We start from the raw sequence: 23,301 nt of genomic DNA, 5'->3' as shown, positions 1-23,301 counted from the left end.
GCACCTATATTCACGACACCTACAAAAAATCGCGATCGCTGCTACTCCTTGACTCATTAATCGCATAAATGCCTGTAATCATTATGGAGCATAGCTTAGAGCTTTTCTTAGTGCCATTCAGCTCAGAGCGAAAAAAATTCGCGGTTCCACCAGCAGCAATAATTTCATCAGCAGAGCGCGTGACATGAAGTTTGAGCCATTGTGAAAGCATCATCCAGTATTCTTCCCTAGCGTTGGAGATTGCTTTTCGGATAGTTGATAGTTCATGACTTTTGTAAGCTGAATCTAATGATACGACCAATGACTCTAAAGCTTTACCAGAGACATTTTTACCAGCTTTGCACATAGCTGTAACCAGTTTGTGCTGGTCTAACGCGGAAGTTTGACTTTTAACTCTATCAACCATCTTGGCGAATCCTAATGACTCGGTACGTCCAACAGACATCTCACCACGTTCTACCAACAATATAGATGCATCCCGATAACCAAGCATTACAACTGCTACTGTTTGGTCTTTAAGGCTAGAACCAGGAGGGCGTCCTCTGCTTAAAACTCCCCCACCTTCAGGCAAACAAATAAATGACTCTACTAAAAAAGATTTGGGCTGACCCCGGAATTTGTAATTAGCAAGAGCCTCTGTGACTAATGTCTTAAACAAATCTCTATCCTGATATTCTCCCCAAGGCAGTAAAATTCCTAACTTGATTGTTGACCCATTAGGTAGTTCATGTTTCTCAGCGATCGCACCAACCATTGCTAAGACTTTAGGAAGTGCTAGCTCAAACTTGCGTTTCTGTAGTTGTAAATCGGCATAAAATCTTTTCCTAGCTAGAAAACCCACTGCTTGATGTTGCCCTTTATATTCAATCCAGGCGTTATTTTCAGGTGAAGAGTTGCCAATCTTGGTTTGCTCATAAGCTTCTAGACTGTGAAGCGGTACAACAGCTACTTCTGGCTCCATTAAAATCAATTCAGGTTTGAAAGTATCTAAAGTAAAAAATCCTTTGAGACCAGAGCCTCCCGGATCTACTCCTAAAGTCAAATCTGCCATCAACTTAATTTTCCTTATGCGTCAAATACTCGTCACTTATGCGTCAAATATAGAATGCGTCAACTTTACGTCAATCAGGAGTCAAATACTCGTCAATCATCAGTCGAATAGTCGTCAATAACAAATATTATATGACAAAAAATAGCTATGTATTGTCAATTTATTTCTGCTAATGAGAATACGTCAATAATGCGTCACATCTGCGGCTAAACTATGTCAAATTTACGTCACATTCACGTCGCTTTATCGGCAATTTGGCGTCAAATGTGCGTCAAATAGAAATTTTTTATGATTAGTTTATTGCAAAATAATGTTTTGATTTTATGACGCACAGTACGCCAAGTTTGGCGGAAAGTTTTTCGAGTTATTTGCTATATTAAATGTCATCATCAAGAATGAATAAAAAATTTGTTGAAGTCCAAGCCTCTCCAAAACTTTTTGACTCGTCATCAAACTTACTTCTGTTTGATAACGGTGATTAACTTTGACTTCAATAGGTACAAGAGTAGTGATTATTTGGTCTTCAGAGAAAATAACCAGAGTTTCTTGACCAGAGTAAGTAGATCTCGACTTGCAAATGGAGTTGGGATGCGATGCTAACAGCTGCTAATGTTTCTTCTGAAATGGCGGTAAATTACTTCGTCAAGAACTACTACCACCAGGGAAAGTCGCGGTGGAGTGGTCAAGGGGCTGAGAAATTGGGTTTGTCGGGAGAGATCGATAACGAAGATGCTTTTAAAAATGTCATCGAAGGGCGATCGCCCCAGGGGAGTGAACAGTTAAATGCCAGAGTAGTTAAAGGAAAAGGAGAAGAACGCAGGGCAGCGTTAGACTGTACATTTTCTGCGCCCAAAAGTGTAAGCTTGATGGCTTTAGTAGGTGGGGATGCTCGTTTAATCGATGCTCACCATCAGGCATTGAAAGAAGTGCTGCAACTGATAGAGCAGCGTTACGTTTATACCAGAGTGACAGATGATAACGGCAGGCATAGAGTTAAGACTGGTAATTTGGTCGTCGCCCAATTTGACCACATCGAAAGTCGGGAATTAGACCCACATCTGCACACACACTGTCTGCTAATGAATATGACGCAAACACCTGATGGTAGGTGGTTGAGCCTGGGCAATTCGGAGATATTCGCCAATAAGAAATTCCTGGGGATGACATACCAAAGCTTTTTGGCGCGTGAAGTCCAGAAGTTGGGGTATGAGGTAGAGCAGCGTCAGCATGGACAATTTGAGATTAAGGGGTTCAAACAACAGGAGTTAGAGGCATTTTCTAAACGGCGACAACAGATTATAGCTGCATCTGGTGCTAATTCAACTTGGGCAGAACGTGAGAAAATCTGGGATCAAACCAGACAACGTAAGCAAAAGGTGACAGAGGATGAATTAAAATCGCTGTGGCAACAAGAAGTTGCGGCATTGGGTCTTACCTTCGTCAAAGGGGGAGAGCCAAGCTCTCAGCAAGCGGATGAAATAGTTGAGCAAAAAAGTCTGATTGATGCCCTGAATAATGCGATCGCTCATTGCAACGAGAGGAATGTAGCGTTTACACAAGAGGATTTGGAAAAATTCATCCTAGAGGAACGTTTAGCCACTGATCTTCGAGCGATTGAACCACTGATTAGAGAGCATCAAGAATTAATCGTTTTACCAGGACTAGAGAGACAATACACTACATGGGATGCGGTCAAACGAGAAATTGCTACTATTGGACTGATGTCCGATGGTCAAGGGAAAGTTAACCCAATGTTACACCCGGAGGTAGCACAGAGTTATCTAGAAAAAACCTCTCTCAACACCGGACAGCGCCAAGCGGTACAACTAGCTGCAACAACATCTGACCAATTTATAGCGTGGCAAGGTGTCGCTGGGGCTGGTAAGACTTTTGCGCTCTCCCAATTGAAAGCGCTAGCAACTGATGCGGGATACACTATCATTGGCTTTGCCCCCAGTTCAGCAGCCGCCAAAGTATTGAGTCAAGAGTTAGAGGTTCAATCGGAAACTGTTGCGAGATTACTTGTAACTGAACCACCACCCCTAATAGAACCGAATCAAGTTTGGATTGTGGACGAAGCTGGTTTATTAAGTGCAAAGGATGCTTATGCGCTGCTACAACGGGCAACCCAGGAACAAGCCAGAGTGATTTTAGTCGGTGACACTCGGCAGATGTCAGCAGTAGAAGCAGGCAACCCTTTTAAATCTTTGCAACAGGCGGGAATTGAAACCGCATACATGAATGAGTCTTTAAGGCAGAAAGACCCAGAACTGAAGCTGGCAGTAGATTTGATTGCCGATGGCAGAATAGAAGCGGGTTTTGAGCGTTTATTAGCAAATGGCTCGATAAAAACTGTAGATGCAGAATCAAAAGCAGAAGCTATAGCCAGTGATTATATGGCGGCGACACCACAGCAACGAGCCAAAACCCTTGTATTAGCCGGGACAAATATAGAAAGACTCTCCATTACCCAAGCCATTCGCTCTCATCTCAAAGATGAGGGAACTTTAGGAGAAATTGCAACCATCACCCAATTACAAACCAAGAATTTATCAAAAGTACAGATGCGGTTTGCCCATAACTTTGAAATTGGGGATGTAGTCATGCCGACACGCGATTACAAACGGCGTGGACTTACCAAGGGCCAACTGTATGAAGTGGTAGGTCAAACTACCGACTCTTTAACTCTCAAAAGTGATGATGGCAAGCATTTAGAAGTCGATACAGCATTTGACAAAGCCGTATACCAAAGACAAGAGATTGAAATTGCGGTGGGCGATCATCTGCAATGGAAGAAAAACGATCGCCAACTAGAAAGGCGTAATGGGCAAGGATTTGTAGTTGCGGCGATCGCTGGTGGTCAAGCCGAGATTAAATATCTTGACAGTGATCGTAGCGAATCCATCAGCTTATCCCAAGCGCAAAACTTAGACTATGCGCTTGTGAGTACAACGTACAGTAGCCAGGGGAAGACTGCGGATCATGTGTTGATTTCGGCAGACCATACCATTGGGCAAGAAAGTTTTTATGTTGCTGCCAGTCGAGCCAGGCATGAACTAAAAATTTATACCGAAGATCCAGCGCGCTTGGTGGAGTTGGCACAAGAGTCGAAAGCCAAGGAGAATGCATTAGAGCTATTAAGGCAGCAAGTCAGGCAAAAGAAAGCAGAATTTCCCGAAGCTACGGCAATCTTTATCAATATAGATGTAGATGTAGCTCAAAGTCCAAAACCCAAGCCGAAAGCTGCAAAACAGATGCCATGCCCAGCAGTCGAGGTTAAACAAACTGGGACAGAAGTTATTGGTGTACCAAACCGTAAGCAAGGGACAGTGGACTTTTCAGCCCCCATCCTCATAAGTCCTCCTCCAACAGTTGCTTTTTGGACACCTGAAAAGACAGAAGCACCAAATCACATTGAAGCAAAACATTGGTTGGAGTTGGTAGAAGAGAGTGCAATTCACCCAGACATAGCAAAGCTCAATTTCAAGACTCTCCAGTACGACGTAGCAGAAGGACAGCATGAAGCCTGGGGGCGTTTATTGTATAGTGAAAAATTTGATGAAAAAGCTCATCGGATCAATACAGGAGTATTAGTTAAGAAATGGTTAGATACTTATGCTCACTTGGATCATGGTGGTTGGTGGTGTAGTGCGGGGGTAGATCCACGCTCGTTTCTTCATCTGGAGCCGGGGCAACAACCGCAATCAAAACTTTGGGGATGCTTGAAACCAAATAACCCAAGAGCGAAAGCGGATAAACCAGGCAAGTTTATTAAGTATGAACACCCGCCACAAGTAGAAGGGAGCATTTTTCTACTGGATGTGCCAGAACACATTGCAGACAAGATTTACAAAAAAGCTGGGGTCGAACCATCTTTGAGCGAGCGCGCTAGTGGATTCTGGTATTGTGTGTGGAAGCATAACATACCAATTACGCTCACTGAAGGGGCCAAAAAAGCAGCTAGCCTACTAAGCCAGGGTCATGCAACGATTGGATTACCAGGAATTACCACTGGTTATCGGCGTGAAAAAACTGTGATGGAGGATGGCACTATTGTTAAGGGAGAAGCACATCTGCATCAAGAATTGGCGCCCTTTGCAACCAAAGGGCGCTCAATCAAGTTCTGTTTCGATTATGAAACAAAGCCAGAAACGAAGCAAAACATTGAATCGGCTATATCTACAACAGGTAAACTACTAAAGAAAGTAGGGGCATCGGTCAGCGTCGTAGATCTTATAGGCCCTGAGAAAGGGGCTGATGATTTCATCGTGGCACAAGGGGGACTGGCCTATGAAAAGCTCAGTCACCAAGCAATGAAATTATCAGAGTGGAAACGCTGGATTAGGGACATGAAGTATTTGCGTTCAGAAGAAGAACTACCCAAGCGAGTAACTCCCCAAGAGCAGCAGCAAAGATTAGAAGTCAAGGCCACTATGTCGCCTAATGCGATTGCGATGTCAGAGAAATTTAGAAAGCAGTTGGAATTGATGAGGGATGAAGATTTGGCGAAGCTGGATTTGTACATAGCAGATTATTTTAAAGAGCATGAAAACGAAGATGACCTCCAAACGCAAGGGTTGAGGGTGGTCAGGAAAGTATTGCTTGAACAACAAGCTGAGATCCTGGAGAAATCAAAGAAGCAGAAACTAGAAGAGGAGAAAGAAGTTTTAAGTAGTGAGATGGAATTAAAAGTATCAGAAATGATTGAAAAGATGAGCAATGAGGAGTTAGGTAATTTAGTACTTGAAGTTATGAGTTATTTTAAAAAGCCCCATCAAGAAAATGACCCTCAATTTGAGCAGATGAAGGTCATTCGTGGGGTGATGAAAAGTATGAAATCGAAAATTATTGAAAGAGTAGCAGACTACAAAGAAGAATTAGACCAATCAGAACAAATACGGTTGAGACATTAACGAGATATTCCCCTAGATTGCGCTTGAGATTCTGACTCAACTTCGTTTAACTTTTCTGATTGTTCAGCAGCATCTAGCTTATCAACTATAGGCTGCACTTTATCAAGCGCTTGCATTTGTTCTGGTGAAACCTCAGTAGACAAAGCACCATCCTGAAGAACTGTATCTCCATTTTTCGCCTTAACTGTTACAGTTCCACCTTGCTGCTGAAAGTCAAAGCTTTTGCTCGTATAGCTTAAAGAACCGTCTGAATTTTTAGTACCCAAGTGCCTTAAAAGGGCTTTAACGCTTTGGTCTATCGCTTCGCTTTTAGCATTACTGATAGACTTAGTAAACTCTTGGCGAGTATTTTGTATTTCTGTCTTAACGTTGCTAATCCCGTCATCAATGTTTTGTTTAACATCATTTACCGCAGAGTTAAAATTACCTTTGAGGGTTTGAGTCTGCGCTCGCACTTCTGATTTTAGGTTATCAACCCGTTGATTTAGCTGAGTTTTTAAGTCTTCAATTTGGTTTTTGAGTTTTGTAGTTTCTGGCGTGATAGCATCCTTAGCTTTGTCAACCCAATCTTTGACTGTATCCTTGACCTTTGACTCAATCTTACCTATCCAGTTTTGAAGTTTGCTGTTTTGAGAGGGGGCTGGGCGTTGTTCAAGTTTTGACAATGCTAATTGTGTTTTTTCTATAAGCTCCTGCTGTCTCTCTAGAGATTTGGCAAGTTCATCAACTTGAGATGTAAGTTTAGCAATAGCGTCTGGAGTTTGTGATTCCTGAGACTGTACCTTTTGCTGTAACTCTTTTACTTGCTCCGCAAGAGCGGGTATGTTGTAGACCTGATATTTAACTTGTTCTCCTTCTTCTCGCTCAACTGGAACAACAGGTTTTTGAGCTTGAGCAAGAGATTCAGAAAGCCCTAGTTTATCTACCTCAAGTTTTTGGTTTTTAACTTGAAAAACTTTTTCTGACCCAATCTTGATAACGATAGAGCCTTGAGTGTTCTTTGGGTCAGAGAAAGCCTTTTGTAGAGCATCAACCGTCTCAGGCGTTATCAAATTTCTAGTAGGGTCTTTGCCGGGAGACGCTTGGTAGACTTTGGCGGGGCCAGAAAAGATATGTATATCTTGAGTACCTCTTTCATTCTCTTTTGCTTTCACCTGAATTTTTTTAATTATTGAATCTAGGATATCTAGATAATCTCTTTGTAAGTCTTTAGCCTTGCCATCTTCAATCATTGCTTCGTCCTGCAAATAATGAGTTTATGAGACTAACAGGGTTGATAATCATCTCAGGAAAAGGAACGTTACCCATCTTATTTAAAACTTCTTTACCTTCAATTTCAATGTACACAAATTCTCCATCAAACATGAGCGTAGAAGTCAAACAATTATTGCCTTCTTTGGGAAAAGCATATCGCTCCAGAACGCCATTAGAAATAGAAATAATCGGGTTTTCTAGGTCTTCAGAGGTATAAAGTTCAATCTCATTCGGCACGTAATTATCAGGCAAACAAGGATTTTCCCAATTGTCAGCAACATTCATAATCTCGAAAAAATATTTGTCTATTAGCGCTGCTATCTGGGATGGCAATTTATCAATAAGTTGCTGATCGTAATCAGAGATATTCATGGTCAGATTCCTTGATTAAATCTCATCTGCTTCCTGCTTAATTCTATCTTTCTTACTAAGCAAAGACAAGAGTTTTTCTGCCTCTGCTCGTCGTTGATTCATTTCGGCTTCTCCTACCATTTGAAGATTTGATATACCTCGAAGTTCTTTTTGGCATTGATACCAAGCCGTTGTACTTTTTTTCTCGGCTTTTGACCCATTGCGGGGGTCGTTATCAGAAATATTAATTCGTGATAAAATAGGTAAGTTTGTTTCACCACGAGATCTAAAACCTGGACTAATGAAAACTGCTTTCCCTTCAGGGAGATTGTTAAACTGATTAACAGAAAATAGTTTGCGTGTACTAATTTGATCCGAGATAGAATTACTTGCTCCCCCTTTTCCACCAGAAGAACGTGAGCGCAGTTTGTAACGAACTTCTTCATCTCCTAAATAATTGCTAAATCTTTCAGCGGCAACATCATCTTGAGGATTGAAAATAATCTTAGTAGCACAGCCCCCAAAAATTGCATTAGTAGTCTTTTCTCCATAAACTTCTTCAAGCATGGATAAGTTTTGCAAGCCAAGTATTGATATTAAGCCATCTTCCCGATTCTGATTGAGCCAATCGACCAGAGCAGGTAGATACAAAGTAGGCAGTTCGTCAAGAGATAAAACAAGAGAGTGAGTGCGTTTGAGCGCAACATTACGGCTTACTAAAAGATGAAGAATAGAAACTAACAATGGCGCAATTACATCACGCTTTTCTTTGTTCATCCCAAAGATCACCATTTGGCGTCCCTTGAGATCCAAGGGAATATTGGTCTGTCCGCAAAAAGCAGCTAAAGCAGAAGGAACCATGAATCTACTGAAAAGTCCGCTTGCAGTACCAACAATACTCGCTGCTGTTTCTGGGCTACCAGCAACAGAAACAAATTGTGAAAACGCCTCTTTAACTAAGAAATTTAGGTCTGCATTTTGCAAACGTTGCACTAACTTGGGCAGACCTAAGATAGCTTGGCACATCATGACGTCTGGGTATTTCGTCCCTTTCGCCAGCATAAAAACTGCTTGTACCAGCTGATCCCCAGCATTAGTGAAAAAGCTATTGCTAGAATCTTCAGAGCCGAGCTTGAGATTACGGTTAACTGTGACAGCAAGTTGCCGGGCCATCTCTGAATCTTCATTGCTGCGGAGGAAATCTAGAGGATTAGCTATTGCTGATTCAGGGAAGCCAGGGGCGACAACAGTCACTTTATAGCCCCGCTCCCTAGCATAGCCAGCCAAGACGGGCGCTTGTCCTTTACCCTTAGCTGTTGCTGATTCCTGTTGTGCGTACTTGAAATCGTATAGGATCAAGGGTAGTCCCTGGTCAATAGCAGAGCGAACAATTGGGTTCATCGCAGAGTAGGATTTACCGCTACCCGGGCCGCCACAAACTAAAATACCTCGCTGGGCTTCTGGTAAGTATAAAACTTTTGGGTCTTCAGGTATGCGAGTTATCCGCTCACCTTTGACCACTTCAGAAGACAAGCCTTTAGGGCTGCCAATAAATAAGGAAACTCTATTATGTTTGCGCTTTTGTATTTGCAGACATGCTAGCTTCCTCGCGGCTCTTAAATCAATATTGTTACCCCACCGGGCTGTAGCCAGTTTAGCTTTTTTGCCCAAGGCTTCCAGAAATTTTGCTGTGGCAATAACAAGAACGCAAGCAATCAAACCTAATCCAGCGGGGGAGAACATTATAGACTCCAGCTCGGTCGGTACAAGTTGGCTAAAGTCAGCTTGCTCTGACGTGGTAGGCTTGCTCACCGCAAAGGAGGGCTGGGGAAGCAGGGGGAGAACTGCCCTCCGCAAGTGGTCAGAAGCCTCCTTTTTTAAAAGGAAAAAAACAAAAAACACTTGTTTCGAGACACGTAGCGCAAGAAACAATACGTCCTTGCTGAAGCGTGTGTGTTTACTTCTAGGTTCGCTCCCCCAGCCACCCCTGCTCCCCCTGCTCCCCCTGCTCTCTTTTCTCACCGACCGCCTCCAACTATAACCAAATCATTTTCTTTGACAGAAAACCAAGGAACGGGCCCAATAAAATAAGGAGTGCAAGTTTTCTGCATGAATGGCGGTCTAGCACAGATTCGGAAGAACAAACCAAAGTCAGCAGTGCCCTTTGATTCCTGAATATTTGTGAGAACTACTTTAAAGGCATTACCGTATACAAGCCGCCCAGTTGGTTCCTTACCACCGTTAACTCCAGCTAAAAAACCGTAGCCGCCTTTTACCTGCTGCGAGGAACCAGATACCCAGCGTTTACCGTAAAGGGTTCCGTTAGAACCAGAGAAATCGCCTAACTCCAGATATGGGCATTCTTTACCAGAATCGCAGGCCACTGGAACAGTGCGGTCGCCCCTAACGACGCTGCCAGAAATAAAATAATTAGATGCCACTTTGGCGTCACCTCGTTCAGCCTGCCCAAGTACTACAGATGCTATACCAACAACGCCAATACCAGAATCAATCTTGCGGGGCATCTGATCAAAAGGCACTTGGCTCAACCCTGGAACTTGGTTAACAAAACTACCCTGCCAGCCTTGAAACTTATTTAGAGGTGTAGTTATCAGTCCGGGAATTGACTCAGTAGAATACTTGGCTAAATCAAGCTTACCTAGTGGAGTGTTGGCAGCTTCAGGATTTGAAGCAATTAAGCGTGATATTTTACCCCTACCCATGCTCCCTCTGGACATAATTGCTGCTATAGGTGGAACTTGGTTAGCGTTAAGATTACCAATTCCAGGGATTGCCTGAAGTAGAGATAACGGTGTTTGCCATTGCATCAGTCCAATATCTTTAAGCGTGAGTTTTGGATTGATTGGGACAATCGTAGATAATTGCTTAAGAGTGAAAGAACTAGTTTTAAAAGCATCATCAATATCGCCTAGCATCACCACGGAATCAGCTTTTTGTCCTGCCGACCACTCTCGTGATGGGTCATAACCAAATACTGATATGAGGTTTTGAGGAATCTTTAAATATCCCGGTTGTTGTACTGGTGGTAAAGTATCCCAAGTAATCTTTGACCAGTCTGGTGCTTGAGTTTGGTATTTACTTTGGGTATAAGTGATTGTGGGAATTTGAGCAATTACGGGAACTTGTATGAACATTAATTTTACCAAATTGACTGACTTAAATTTGTTGAATCAGTATTGTTTAGTAGTGTTCAGCTTCCTCATCTATATAATGACTAGTTAGGGGAAACAAAACACTGATACTTGCAAACAAAAATGTGCTAGCTAGAATGAGTTTTTAAATATTATCTCCACCCAAATAAGTAACTTAATCTCAATCTGCCGTCAGATTTTTTCTGACATTTATTACCTTCAACTCCATTAGGATAGTACCAACAAACTTTTAGCTCCAAGTTTTCATCAACGCCTTGATAATTCAAACATGACTCGCAAACTTGAGGTCTAACAGGCTTTAATCTTTCAACTGCTTCATTATGCGCTTTAATTCTTACATCTCTTTGTATTTCCCAAACTATCTGCCATGACTCTAAAGTTTGATGGTCTTTGCATATATCATCTTTAATTCCGTGGGGATATAATTTGCAAGCATATTCTAAATCATCAACTTGAGAAAAATCGAAGCTATTACAACCTTTACAGGCTAAAGGCTGTGATAGCTCTTTGATTCTGCGCTTTTCTTGTTTTTCTGCAAATCTCTCTTGAGTTTCTTTCTCTGCACGATTTTTTATTGGTATCAATACTGCGGTTGGCACTGGAACAAACAAAACCCAGTATGTTTTAGGAGAACGTAAATCTATATTAATCAAAGTAAATGTGATGCTTACTAATAGCATTAAATAAGTCGCTAACATATCAATTAAATAATTTTCTTTAAACAGCCAGAAATCAGAAAAGTTATCTCCAGCTTTCAAAAAGCTTAGTAATGGTTGAAGTTTGTTGTTCATCTGGGGTTAAAAAAATCTTTCGTCAATTGTTCATCGTAATGAGTATGTACTGGCAATAAAATTATTATTGTCACCATCCCAATTAAAATCGGAGAATTTTTAACATCAGGATTCCTTCTTATTTGTATTAATAGATGTAAAAGAAACATTAAACAAAAAACAACCATTATTCTATAAGTGTTTTTCGGATACAAACTCATTGTTGTCCCCACTGAAGTAGTTGATTAAAGACTTGTGCTGAAATACCAGAGCGAGAAATAGCTTCTTCTCTACTCTTGCCCTGACGTAATAGCTTAATGGCATCTTGAGTTTTATTCCAGGCGTTTGTGCTTGGTTTAATTTGACCGTTTCTTGCGGCAACAGCCAGCCCAGCAACTACAGCGTTAGCATCATCTCTTGGTGTTGGATTAGCTAGAGTCAAAATTTTAACAGGTATATTACTAGTAGCAGTCACGCTTTGATTACTAGCAGAAGTTACTGGTTGCTGAGGAATATCAGGTTTTTTAGTAGTTGCGGTTGCTGGCTTTTCAGCCAATAAAAGAGGCGCCGGTCGTTCTGAATCCGGCTTAATTACAAGGCTAGTGTAAGATGGTTGACCCATAGCAGGAGTTAATTTAAATTGATACTGCTTTTGACCATCATTACCATTAGTAATGACGGTAATTTGTGTACTGCCGTCACTACTATTAGTCATATTCGGAAATGAGATCGGCTTAATTTGTCTGATAAACAAAACTGTAGCTTTTGAGCCTTCACAATTTTGGTCATCACCTTTTGAACATAAATTCCCGTTTGAGGTAAAAGTAAAGCGGCTTGGATCTCCTATCCATACTTGTTTAATTGTTTCGCCCGTAGCTATAAAATCAACTGTTAATCCATAACCTTTGGCGATTTTTAATTCAACTGAGTTAGAATCAATATCCTGAGAATAAACTACTCTTGCAGGCATAGCAGATACTTTTATGGCACTAGCTAAAACTAAAAATGCTGTAATAGTAAATAACTTTTTTATCATATATTATTGATTTTTTGGCAAATTCCACTTAACAAGTATTTAATTTTTACAAGTAGAGGACTCAATTTGTTTTTGATTGATAGTGATTGATCTAAACTCCTTAGATATTCTCCTCCATCTTTTGCAAAGTTCCAGGCAATCGATACGTTTTTAAAATTTAATGCTTTCAATTTACTTAAGTACTTATTAGCGTGGTTAGAATTATCAAAACAAGCTAGTAAACGTGCTCCATTTAGTTCAATTTCATTCTCATCAAGTTGCAAAATAAGGAACATACCTAGCTCTAAAGCATCATCAATTAAATCTTGATGATTTTGTGTTTCTTCAGGAGTCATAAGGAAATTCCTTGATTAATAAATATTTGAACCGTCTTTCCTGCATCTATAACAAATACTTTGTCTTGAGAACTCAATTCACTAACTTGTCTTTGGTTGGATGCTTGAATATCTCGCAGGACATTCCCAAATGCACCCTCACCAAATCCAGACAGCAAATCCTTTTCTCCATTGGTTGTGCTACTAGTGGAAATACCTGATGAGGTAGTAGTTATTTGACTGCTAGGACGATTCTGAATTTCAGCAGCTTTCGCAACGCCTGCAATTACCGCGGACATTAAAGAATTTCCAACATTACTACCTTTGCGGGACTGAGCTTTAAGGAAGCTGCCTTCTTTCGATAGAACTAAAACAGAGTTTTCAGGTAACTGTTTGTGCTGAGTTTGCCCATTCTTGTTAATTAAAACTGCGACACCGTGCAGTTGCACAAACCCTGAAGAGTTTGAATTACTCAACTGTGCTACAAGGTAAGAACCTATCGGCAAAACTTCACTATTGTCAGCAGCTTTAAGGGGTTTCAATATTTTAATCAGATAGTTCTGAGCTACATCACTTGAACTTTGAGGACTCCAAGTGATGGGAGTTTCTAGCTGACCCTCAGTCTTGCTCCCTACGAGTACACGTTTTGCATTGTAATCAACTTCTTGATTACTAACTACTTGTTGTGATGCGTCCTGGTCAGGCACTTCTGAGCTTTGCCCAGTACCGCCCTTTATTCCGTCAACGCCTGGTAATTCATCCTCAACACTAGAACTAGAAAAGCTACCAATCTGAGCAGCAGCTTGCCACTGTTGAACAGGGTCTACGGTTTGAGACTGAATTTTAGAAACAGATGCCTGCTTAATAGAGCGAGAAATTGCAACAGGCTTAGGCTGTGGTTGTGGGATTCTAGGGGGGGCGACTAATTTAGGTTGTGGAGGAATAGAACGAACGGCAATAGGTTGCCGTTGAGGTATAGCCCTTGGTTGGGGAGGAGGAGCAACATTTACAGGTTTGGGCGATGGAACTGCTTGTTGTTCTTGAGCTTGCGCCTTTTGATTACGAAGTTTTTCAAACTTTTCTTGTTGACTAGTCAAAGCCAATGCTGTCTTTGTCTGTCCTGTTTCGTCAACAATTTGCGGCTCTTGGGATACGTTTTCAGTTTTTGTTGGCTCACCAGTTTTAGTCGTAGCCTGGTTTAAAGCAGACATAGAACTATTAATAACACTGCCAATCAGGGCAATGAATAAAAGTATTCCCCCTCCAACCACTGCCATTTTGATTAAAGGATTTTGTGAAATTGGCCGAGTTGTAGTAAATACTTCCGGCTCAACTTCTTCTTGTTTGTTCTGAGTAATAGGTTCTTGAGGCTTTATGCTATTTACCCCATTCATCGCCGCAAAATCTTTTTTCTTCTTCTGTGAAGATGTGTCGTTCGTATCTATATTACTAACTTCAGTGGTATTTTCAATTGTAGTATTACTGACAGCTTCAGTAGTATCGATTGCTTGAGTCATTTGCTTAATCCTAAATCTTGAATCTTATATATTTCCATCCCCGCTTGACGAACACGAGAGGCTGTTTGCTGATGTTGGGATGAAATATGAGGAAGTATTGGAGTATCTATCGCCCTCACAAAAATTGTTTTGTTAAATGCAATGGGTGAACCAACCATATTGTTTCCCTGAAACACAATCACTTCAGCAACCATGTCAATAGACCATTTACCCTGTCCTATCTTTTTAGGCTCACTAAAAAGATTGACTTTCAATATTGATTGAGTTGTGCCGTTAAAAACGTCTGGAGGTGTTAGTTTGGCAATCTCCTTAAGGAATGGTGCGCGAAAATCTTCAGATAAAGCAAATCCCGTTGACCATGCTGTAGTTGTGATTTTCTGATCTCCAGCTTGGACACCAGAATCAAGCTTTATTTTGTCGGAGGTATTTGGGCTATATTCATTAAGTGAAACTGGAACTGCATTCCAACTCAGTAAACCCGTCATCGTTTGTCCGACGAAATATGTGATTGCTTGAGGCGAACGCTCGTAATTATTTATTGACGATACTCTGATAGATTCGCCATTCCCAAGTTCTACAAGTGTAGGCGCTTTTGATTCGGCAATCCTACCAACACGGGAGAAATTAAGTAACTCAATAAATAGTAGAAGAATCACAAGTACAGTATTACCTATCAAAAAAATTGGTGTAAAGTTTAGTTCTTTTCTTTCTAGTAATCTCATTTATCTTTTACCTAAAACAAATTTACTACTACCAGTGATGGCAGAGAAAACAGAAAGACCACCACCAGTACCTATTGCTAAAGCTAGCAAGGGAGAGAAAATGGCTTGAATCAGCTGATGTAGTAAAGGATTAGTAGAAGGAGCATCAACAATTGCACTAGCAGCTATTCCGACAATTATCGAATAAGAGATAAGGATTAAAGTAAGAGCAAGCCATCCTGATAGCCATGCATAAATAGCTTTGCTACTTACTGGCAGTAAAGACAAAACAAGAAAGATGGGTGAAACATAAGCAGTTAGTAAAAAAGATAATTGAAGGATGTACTGAAATGCAGCTTCCATGCCGTTTAAAATAATAAATACTACACCTTGGACAACATTGTTTATAGTTTCTGCACCAATATCCCAAGGGTTCCAACTGCCACTACCAGAACCTAATTTTTTAGCTTCTCTAGCTTTTATTGCTTCTTGCCTAGATAGCTCTATAGCCTCCTTTTTACATTGTTCCTTTTTATTGATAATGTTTCCGTTTTCATCTTTTTTTATTCCGGCAAGTTTGTCGCATTCAGCTAACATTGTTTGCGTTGCTAAAACAAACGATTGATCACTATTTACCATTCTTATAGCATCTTTCATGGTAACACCGTTTTTAGTAATACTTAAAATACTTCTATTTAATGTTACTGTGGTATTTCTTAACGCCAAACATGTACTAGCTAACATTGCGCCATTATTAGTTAGCATTAAAATTACTAGTAAAGGATAAATAGTCTCGCTAATAACATCAGGCGAAAAACCTTCTTCTGAAAATTTACTATACCAACCTAAACCCCACCAGCTAATTAAAACAACAGCAACCATTGTAGAAGTAGCTACTACAGCCGTGTATACTGGTGCTTGTCCATTAGCAAAACTTGACCAATCCTGTTTGAAAGAATTAATCATCATTTCAGAACCTTTATTAACGGATTCTAAAATTTCAGGGGCGATCGTTGTACCTGTATTTTCTCCTGGTTGCTGACCATTTGATTGAGCAAATAAATAATTTAAAAACATTATTGATCCTCCCAAAAAGCATCAATAGCACCAGCAGATCTAATAATTTCTCTAGCGGTCGCATTAGACTCAGCCTCTTGCTTTCTAGCTTGTTCATTAGCGCTACTAGAAATATCAGCTAAATTAATATTGGCAGTGGCTAAAGCGCGTGATTGTTTTTGTGACTCTGCGTGTATTGATTTAGTTATTACTGCGCTTTGAAGATTTTGTACTGCCATCTTTTTCAAGATGTCTTGAGTAATTACGTCTGCTTGTGCAGCTTGAGCGTTATCAAGGGAAGTAACAGCAGCATCATTAGAAATTTCTGATTCTTGTGCTTGAACCCGTTGACCCTCAGCACCCAAAATAGATTGTGCTTGCCCACGGCTATATTGTTCATTCCAATCAATTACAGCAGCATTCCCTTGAGCGCTAGGATTAGTTTCAAGTAAATCTGTATCTTTTTTCGATATTGTGACTTTAATCTTTTTACCAGCATCTAAAGGATCAGGTATTCCCAAATCACCGACAGTTGAATTTATATCCTTTGTTAACTCCTCTCCAAGCTCTCCCCATGCTTGTGTAAATTCCTCTTTATAAGCTTCCACATGTCTTTGCAAAGATTGATATATTTGTTGGAACTGTGTTAAAAACGATGGTACAGTTTGCCCAACAGCAGGAATAGTTGTACCAACAAAAACAACGGAAACACTACTAATAATAATCAACTGTCTGGAAAACTTCATACAAATCTCCTAATTTAACAGTGAATGATTCCGGGGTACAGTCGGAAGAAACTATTACTTGCTTATTTTGAAAATCAAAAGATTTTGACCGAACTGCTAAAACTTGTGGAATTTGTTTAGTTACATCTAATTTCGGGAATTTTTCAGAAATTAACAGATATTCCTGACCTTCCTTATAACCTCTTGCCGCGCTAGGTTGAGCAAGTTTAGGATTAGCAACCTTTTCATTAATTAATTTAATTAAACTAGGGCTTAAACTAACATATTTTTTAGCTTTTCCTATTTGAAATTCACATTGTTCAGCCCTCTCTATTAATTGAGCATCTGCTTTAGCTTGATTATCACTAATTAGCTTATAAGCACCGAAAACTAAAACACCACTAAGTAAAATGGTCGCAGCTTTTTTAAACATCATTTTCATCTTGTTTATTTAAGTCACTTAATTATCCTCCAGAGTCATTCTATAATGGCTTGCCTTGCTTGATGCAAGAGACGTAATGTTTAGAGAAGTGTAAGAGCCAATCAAACTTATCACGATACTGTAACTTAAAGCGATCGCGTGCAGCTTGCTCCTCCCGACTATTAACAACTAGGGCCAGTAAAGGATACGAAGGATAGTAACGACATTTGATGTAAGTTTTGTTATAGTCAAACAGCCACAATGTGTACAACTGTTGAGTGTCCGGTACAAAATTTTCGTTTTCCTGAATAATTTCAATAGGAATGCCCAGGTACTCATTAAAGCTATTGGCAGCACCAGAAACTATTTTTCCTATTAACCTCAAAGGCATATTTTGTAATATTTGTTCACCTGCCTCTGACCTAGCTATTGAAATTACATCTTGAGCAGCTATAATAATACGACATCCAGACTTCCGCGCAGTAGCGCATTTACGTCCAACCAAGCGAGAAAATGCGGGAAACCTTAGCAACACGCTTGCTTCATCCATAAAGAAAACACTATTTGGACAAGATAATGATTGTCTAGAAGCTGCAATATATGCAGACATAGCGAACACTTCAGATTCCTTATTTGATTGCAAGTTGGTTAAAGCAAAGGTAATGAGCTTAGAATCAGTTTCAAAGGTTGAAGGCTTGCAAATGGCATCACCAATTGAGCTAGCTTTCCAGTACTGAAGTCGCAAGCGAATATACTTGAGCGCTTTATCTATATTCTCGTCTTCATATCCCAAATCAATGCGTTCTGGGACAAAAAACTTTTCAATGTCTACTAAAGTTGGAGTGTTAGCCCAAGCAGTAGAACCCAGTCCACCTGATCTTGCTTTTGCAAACCTAGATTGAATTTCAGGATCTTCATAAAAAGCTTTTGTACCAAGAGGGATCAGAGACTCAATAGTTTGAGCAAGAAAACCGTCAAACTGTTGCGACCCTAACACTAGCTGCAAAAGGATTAAATTGACGTCACTGCGATGAGCTTTTACCCTGTCCTCTCTTTGCTCTAATGGTATTTTTGATAAATCTAAGGGCTGAACGAGATTATTGGATTGCCTAGAAATATCAAAGTAAAAACCTCCATAGTAAGGCGTAAAATCTCCAAAAGTTCCTGAGCCATCATCGTTGGGCAAGTCAATCATCGTTACCGACATCCCTAAGCCCAGGCACTCAGAAATGATTGAAGCAACTAACACTGATTTTCCACTACCAGTTGTACCCAGAATCATCAGGTTCTTGGTTTTAGAAAAATCTATACTGACTGGAGAGTGCCCCTCATTAGCAATTAATTCAAACCCTCTACTATCGGCCGTAGCACTTTGAACAACATTAGCCATTGCAATCATCTCGCTAGTGAAAAAAGTTGTCCGGCGATTGTATGGACTAGTCAGCTGTGGCTTTTGCTTTAATAGCAAAGTTTCTAGCCAAATCAACCAACTGTACTGGGTTTCACGCGATAATTCCGTGGGCTGGTTAACGTAACCACAGATCAACCTGCAAGCATCATCAATTTCTTCAGGGCTATTACGATAAACCAAGACGATGAGTGCGGTGTTTTCCGGCAGATCACCAGTGTATAGTTGCTTTTGAGCATCAACAGAGCGCTCAACATTAATTTGTGATAAAACATCAATAGTTTTACTGTTGGAGCGAGCGGTGTTGTGCGATCGCTTAGTGATCAATTGCTGGGCAACTCTGACCATCTTTTGATCGGCTGGGCTAATTTCTGTGATCACTTCGATATCGTGAATAATATCACGAGAAAAAACGTTCCACAAAAAGCAGATTTGCTCAGTGACAGACTGAAAAATTTCCGGCTTTTGAGCAAGTGTCATCACACCAACATATTTTTTACTACCATCATGAGTAGACAGACAGACCCACTTACGATCCGCATAAGGAACACCATTGTTCAGCAGAATAGAAACGGCATGAGTTTGATCAATATACTGATGAGGCGATGTAGAAGACTCATTAAACTCTTCTGTTAATCCTTGCTCATCAAAAACTAAAGTGTGAGGAACTTTAGTCGGTATTGAACCAATATGACTGGATAATTCCTTCCAAAGTTGCTTCTCACTTTTTGGCGAGGGATGCAGACCCATTCCAGACAATATCTGCTGATATCTTAGGGAAATGTTGATTGCTTTTTCTAAAATTTGTGTTAAAACTTTGTTGGTGATTTCACTTGCACCAGTGGGCGTAAACTTGCGCTGGATAAAGTTAGAGAGTTTAGTAATAGCCCTGTCTATAGGATCTCCTGGCTCAGTTAAGCCCGGCTTAACAGTAAAGGTAGTATAAATGCTTAAGGTAATAGTCTTGCGCTGTTTATTGCGAATCAACTCTTGGGTTCTAGCTAGTTGAGCATAATCTAAAAACTCACTTTCATTAGAAACGGGACGCTCTAGACGGTGCTGATAACGTTCTTCAATATCACTGTCGGTACAAAATGAACTCCAGCGGAAAGTAACTCTTTCGCCCTGTGGGATTTCCTTACAGCCATTTTCAAAGGCTGAAGCAACTGCTTCTACTTGCTTTGAGGAATTAAATGATGGGTGAATTCCCCTGCAAGTATATCCAAAGATTAACTGTAAAGTGTTATTAGCATCGCCAACCTGTTTTTTACTAAGTAAATAAGCTCCAATTACGTAGCCTGACTTTTTCAGCCTGACAAGTGTAGTCAAGTCTAAAGAATCTTCAAAAGGACTTAACTTTTTATTTTTTTTAATTGTGGACTTTACCATGATTTGGGAGCCTTTCGAGAACCAGCTTTTTTCTTATTCTGAGCAGAGTCATACTTAACGTAACCGCGTACCCACAAAGGAGTTATAGGAAAAACCCTAGACCAAAATAGGTGAGGGTTTTTACCAGATAAAAATAATATAGTTATCGCTAGCCATATCCCAGCTAAAATACTCCAAATCATTCCTGCCCCGAACAGGAATGCTACAAAAAAACCAATCCCAAGTGAAATCAAAGAGGCAGCAAATTGAAACCCTGTAAAGATACCAATTGGCGCGGCTTTACCGATGGATTGATTGATGTGGATTAAATCTTTTTTGTTTTTCATATCAAAAAAGAAGGTCAATGCAATTACACTGACCTGTATATGTGGTTTAAGTACAAGCGGCTGTAATATCTGCAAACAAGATTTGTTGGGCAATAAACAAAACGAGAGTCACAAAGAAAACGCCAACAGGCTGTTGAATTACTTGGGTAATTTCTTGCCCATCCCCGATTGCGTTAGCTACTTTCACACCACTTGCCACAAAATAAACAAACAGCATAACCGTGATTGCTGCATTAATTACTGCTGGCAGGGCGTTCATCAAAGCATTGCCTTGCGCCGCGGCACCACCAAACATACACGTCAGGGCTATTTGAGTTGGATCAAATAGCCCGAATGCATGAGCAGGCATTGCTTGCCCTGAAACAATCATAGTAGTACCAATAGCGTAAATATGGTGTTGGTATTTACGTCCCCACTTGCCTAAAATCTTGGTGAAAATCTGAACCGGGGATTTTTGTACAGGATGGTTATCAGAGACTTGATTATATGCCAAAACAATTGCTCCTCTTTTCATGCTAAATCAGGTAACTATCTGAATGTTTGAGATCGAACTCACAAAGGGAAGTGTTTTAGTTTTGATGCTGACAAACTAGCATTGCTTTTGTACAATTAACAGTTTTGTTTTTTACCTAATGACCTTTGCTAGCTTCTGAACTTTTTATCAGAATTTAGCAAAACTGTTAGTAACAGCCCAATGTTATCACAACAGTATTAAATTGTGGAATTCCTCGGAAATATTCTCTCAATTTATTTCGCATTAAGTTATTAACTATCATCAAAAATTTCCTAATTAACTGAAATTACTTAATTAGCTTCTCTCTGATTAGCCGTTTGACAGTGTTAGACAAGTTCACACCCCAGGATTCTGCTATCGTTTCCAACTTTTGTCGCTCAAATTCATCCAAATATATTGGGAGTGGAAGTTTTCTCTTTTTTCGATGGTTCATAGAAATTATCAAAAGTCATGAAAGATATTTTATGCACATTTGGCTCAGCAAATCAGGTGTTTAAACCAAATATTAATAGAAAATCTGATAGAATTTAAATATTAAGTTAATCACAAATGATAGTTATTGCGATATTAACTAAATCAGGAGAAGATTAATGGGTCGCAAAAGAGTATATGAATCAACTTTGACAAATGTCACTGTTAGGATAGAGTCCGAACTAGTTACTGCTATCAAACTCTATTCCCAAGCAGTTGGAAAGAGCCAAACTCAGATTATGAGGGAGTTTTTAATATCTGCCATTCAAGCTATCCCTGAGCATCAAAAGCAAGCAATGGAAGTTATTGCTAAGTGCCGAGCTTCAAGCTAATCCACAACTACGTACATAGATGTCGAGTGACCGAAAAGGAGGGCAAGGGAAGCTCTTGCTGCTGGGGAAATTGAGGGAGAAGGTAAACCTTCTCCACTTTTGCTTTTTCCTTCTAGCTACTTCTCGTGGAGCTTGCGGTCTGAATCCCCTACTAAATTCGTCCTTCTGACCTTTGACTTCCTAGCTCAAACTCAATAAAATGTAGCGATTTCTCTCGTTCAGACAATAAAGATTACTTATCTGGTTTCAAACTTAAATTTCAATACAGCGCAGCTTTTTATATTTACTTGATCGGATTTTCAAATAATATATATTTAACCTTCGATACTCACATCAAATATCGAAGTATTTAAATTATTGGCGTTTAACTTTTTGATAAAACATTGAGACAAACTAATGTTTTATCAAAAACTTAGAAATCATCCACCGCAATCAATAAAAGTATGACTACCGCAACTTCCGACCTAGTTCACTCCTACCTCAAGCAAATCGGTCGTTATCCTCTGCTGTCTCCCTCTCAGGAAATTGCATACGCAAGAGAAGTACAACAGATGATTGCAATTGAACAAGCAACAGAGCAACAAGCACAACAGTTAAACCGACAACCAACCAACTCGGAATTAGCAGCAACTTTGGGCAAAACCGAAGCTGAAATAACCCAAATCCTGAATCAGGGGCAACGGGCTAAGCAAAAAATGGTGATAGCTAATTTACGGCTGGTGGTTTCAATCGCCAAGAAGTACCAAAACCGTAATCTAGAGTTTCCCGACTTGATCCAAGAAGGGGCACTCGGTTTGCAACGGAGTATCGAGAAGTTCGATCCCAATCGTGGTTATAAACTATCGACTTACGCTTATTGGTGGATCACTCAAGCTATCACACGAGCGATTGCGGAAAAATCTCGCGTTATTCGTTTGCCCATCCATCTCAATGAAAGACTTAATAAAATCAAGAACCAAGAGCGAGAACTGTCTCAATCACTAGGTCGTCGTCCAACTGTGACGGAGATTGCGGAGTCTTTAAAACTCAAGCCTTCTTTAATTCGGGAATCTCTAAATGTCTCGAAAAATCCAGTTTCTTTGGAAATGCGAGTGGGAGCCGAACGAGAAACTGAACTAATCAATATCTTGCCTATACCTGAGAACTCTCCCTCGGATCAAATCAATCAAGAGTTTTTGTACCAGGACTTAAGCAAGTTACTAGCATTGCTCAATCCAAAGCAACGAGAAGTATTGACTCTACGTTTTGGATTGGGGGATGAGCGCCCAATGAGCGTGAACCAAATTGCAAAACGTCTTAAACTGAGTCGAGAAAGAGTTGTTAAAATTGAACATCAAGCAATGACTATTCTTCGTCGTCATCGAGATAATATCAAAGAGCATCTTATTAATTAGTGCGATTTGTTGTGTTGTTGCTTTCGCAAATATTTGTATGAGTCGAACCCGCTACCCTAAAGATTGGAAAGAAATTGCCACATCTATCAAAGAATCCTGCGACTGGCGCTGCTCTCGCTGTAATCGCCCCTGCTTGCGCCCTGGTGAAAACCCACAAGGCTGGTCTAAATCCCAACGTCGGGTAT

General features: G+C 40.2%; 19 protein-coding genes. 3 read left to right on the top strand and 16 right to left on the bottom strand.

Features of this window, described 5'->3' with window-relative positions; translation table 11 throughout:
- Window positions 1-19 precede the first annotated feature (19 nt).
- Window positions 20-1,051, bottom strand: a complete 1,032-nt coding sequence (locus FNW02_RS34050; RefSeq protein ID WP_191761945.1) for a ParM/StbA family protein — start codon at window positions 1,049-1,051, stop codon at window positions 20-22.
- A 593-nt stretch (window positions 1,052-1,644) separates the two neighbouring features.
- Between FNW02_RS34050 and mobF the strand changes: the two genes are divergently transcribed.
- On the top strand, window positions 1,645-5,964 hold the full coding sequence (mobF, locus tag FNW02_RS34045; RefSeq protein ID WP_191761944.1) for a MobF family relaxase: 4,320 nt from the start codon (window positions 1,645-1,647) through the stop codon (window positions 5,962-5,964).
- On the opposite strand, the gene FNW02_RS34040 is transcribed toward mobF, so the two are convergent.
- The 15 genes from FNW02_RS34040 to FNW02_RS33975 all read right to left on the bottom strand — a co-directional run bounded on the left by FNW02_RS34040 (window position 5,961) and on the right by FNW02_RS33975 (window position 20,919).
- Window positions 5,961-7,196, bottom strand: coding sequence for a hypothetical protein (locus tag FNW02_RS34040; RefSeq protein WP_191761943.1), 1,236 nt, complete (start codon window positions 7,194-7,196; stop codon window positions 5,961-5,963). The genes mobF and FNW02_RS34040 overlap by 4 nt on opposite strands.
- Window positions 7,189-7,590 carry a hypothetical protein gene (locus tag FNW02_RS34035; protein WP_191761942.1) on the bottom strand — a complete coding sequence of 134 codons (402 nt, stop codon included), beginning with the start codon at window positions 7,588-7,590 and terminating at the stop codon, window positions 7,189-7,191. Before FNW02_RS34035 ends, FNW02_RS34040 begins: the two co-directional genes overlap by 8 nt.
- A 15-nt stretch (window positions 7,591-7,605) precedes the next feature.
- Window positions 7,606-9,312 carry a type IV secretory system conjugative DNA transfer family protein gene (locus FNW02_RS34030; protein WP_191761941.1) on the bottom strand — a complete coding sequence of 569 codons (1,707 nt, stop codon included), beginning with the start codon at window positions 9,310-9,312 and terminating at the stop codon, window positions 7,606-7,608.
- A 275-nt stretch (window positions 9,313-9,587) separates the two neighbouring features.
- Window positions 9,588-10,724, bottom strand: coding sequence for a hypothetical protein (locus tag FNW02_RS34025; protein ID WP_191761940.1), 1,137 nt, complete (start codon window positions 10,722-10,724; stop codon window positions 9,588-9,590).
- A gap of 149 nt (window positions 10,725-10,873) precedes the next feature.
- On the bottom strand, window positions 10,874-11,533 hold the full coding sequence (locus FNW02_RS34020; RefSeq protein ID WP_191761939.1) for a hypothetical protein: 660 nt from the start codon (window positions 11,531-11,533) through the stop codon (window positions 10,874-10,876).
- 196 nt (window positions 11,534-11,729) lie between these two features.
- A complete protein-coding gene (locus tag FNW02_RS34015; RefSeq protein WP_191761938.1) occupies window positions 11,730-12,548 on the bottom strand; it encodes a hypothetical protein in 819 nt (272 codons plus the stop codon).
- Window positions 12,545-12,883: a hypothetical protein gene (locus FNW02_RS34010; RefSeq protein WP_191761937.1), complete on the bottom strand. Its 339-nt coding sequence runs from the start codon at window positions 12,881-12,883 to the stop codon at window positions 12,545-12,547. The genes FNW02_RS34015 and FNW02_RS34010 overlap by 4 nt, the downstream gene beginning before the upstream one ends.
- Entirely contained in the window at window positions 12,880-14,379 is a 1,500-nt protein-coding gene (locus FNW02_RS34005; RefSeq protein ID WP_191761936.1) for a hypothetical protein, read from the bottom strand. Before FNW02_RS34005 ends, FNW02_RS34010 begins: the two co-directional genes overlap by 4 nt.
- Window positions 14,376-15,101, bottom strand: a complete 726-nt coding sequence (locus FNW02_RS34000; protein ID WP_191761935.1) for a hypothetical protein — start codon at window positions 15,099-15,101, stop codon at window positions 14,376-14,378. The genes FNW02_RS34005 and FNW02_RS34000 overlap by 4 nt, the downstream gene beginning before the upstream one ends.
- Window positions 15,102-16,157, bottom strand: coding sequence for a hypothetical protein (locus FNW02_RS33995; RefSeq protein WP_191761934.1), 1,056 nt, complete (start codon window positions 16,155-16,157; stop codon window positions 15,102-15,104).
- Entirely contained in the window at window positions 16,157-16,882 is a 726-nt protein-coding gene (locus FNW02_RS33990; protein ID WP_191761933.1) for a hypothetical protein, read from the bottom strand. The genes FNW02_RS33995 and FNW02_RS33990 overlap by 1 nt, the downstream gene beginning before the upstream one ends.
- Entirely contained in the window at window positions 16,851-17,297 is a 447-nt protein-coding gene (locus tag FNW02_RS33985) for a hypothetical protein (protein WP_225226114.1), read from the bottom strand. The genes FNW02_RS33990 and FNW02_RS33985 overlap by 32 nt, the downstream gene beginning before the upstream one ends.
- A 46-nt stretch (window positions 17,298-17,343) precedes the next feature.
- Entirely contained in the window at window positions 17,344-20,079 is a 2,736-nt protein-coding gene (locus FNW02_RS40305) for a helicase HerA domain-containing protein (protein ID WP_431356839.1), read from the bottom strand.
- A complete protein-coding gene (locus FNW02_RS39220; protein ID WP_225226113.1) occupies window positions 20,073-20,480 on the bottom strand; it encodes a hypothetical protein in 408 nt (135 codons plus the stop codon). The genes FNW02_RS40305 and FNW02_RS39220 overlap by 7 nt, the downstream gene beginning before the upstream one ends.
- Window positions 20,452-20,919: a hypothetical protein gene (locus FNW02_RS33975; RefSeq protein ID WP_191761931.1), complete on the bottom strand. Its 468-nt coding sequence runs from the start codon at window positions 20,917-20,919 to the stop codon at window positions 20,452-20,454. Before FNW02_RS33975 ends, FNW02_RS39220 begins: the two co-directional genes overlap by 29 nt.
- Before the next feature lie 590 nt (window positions 20,920-21,509).
- Here FNW02_RS33975 and FNW02_RS33970 point away from each other — a divergent pair.
- On the top strand, window positions 21,510-21,722 hold the full coding sequence (locus FNW02_RS33970; RefSeq protein ID WP_191761930.1) for a hypothetical protein: 213 nt from the start codon (window positions 21,510-21,512) through the stop codon (window positions 21,720-21,722).
- 443 nt (window positions 21,723-22,165) lie between these two features.
- Entirely contained in the window at window positions 22,166-23,116 is a 951-nt protein-coding gene (locus FNW02_RS33965; protein WP_191761929.1) for an RNA polymerase sigma factor, RpoD/SigA family, read from the top strand.
- Window positions 23,117-23,301: the final 185 nt, after the last annotated feature.

Origin of the sequence: Komarekiella delphini-convector SJRDD-AB1, assembly GCF_014831675.1 — a bacterium.
GTDB lineage: Bacteria > Cyanobacteriota > Cyanobacteriia > Cyanobacteriales > Nostocaceae > Komarekiella.
The sequence above is the reverse complement of the archived record's forward strand: the minus strand, read 5'-3'. Positions and strand labels throughout refer to the sequence as shown.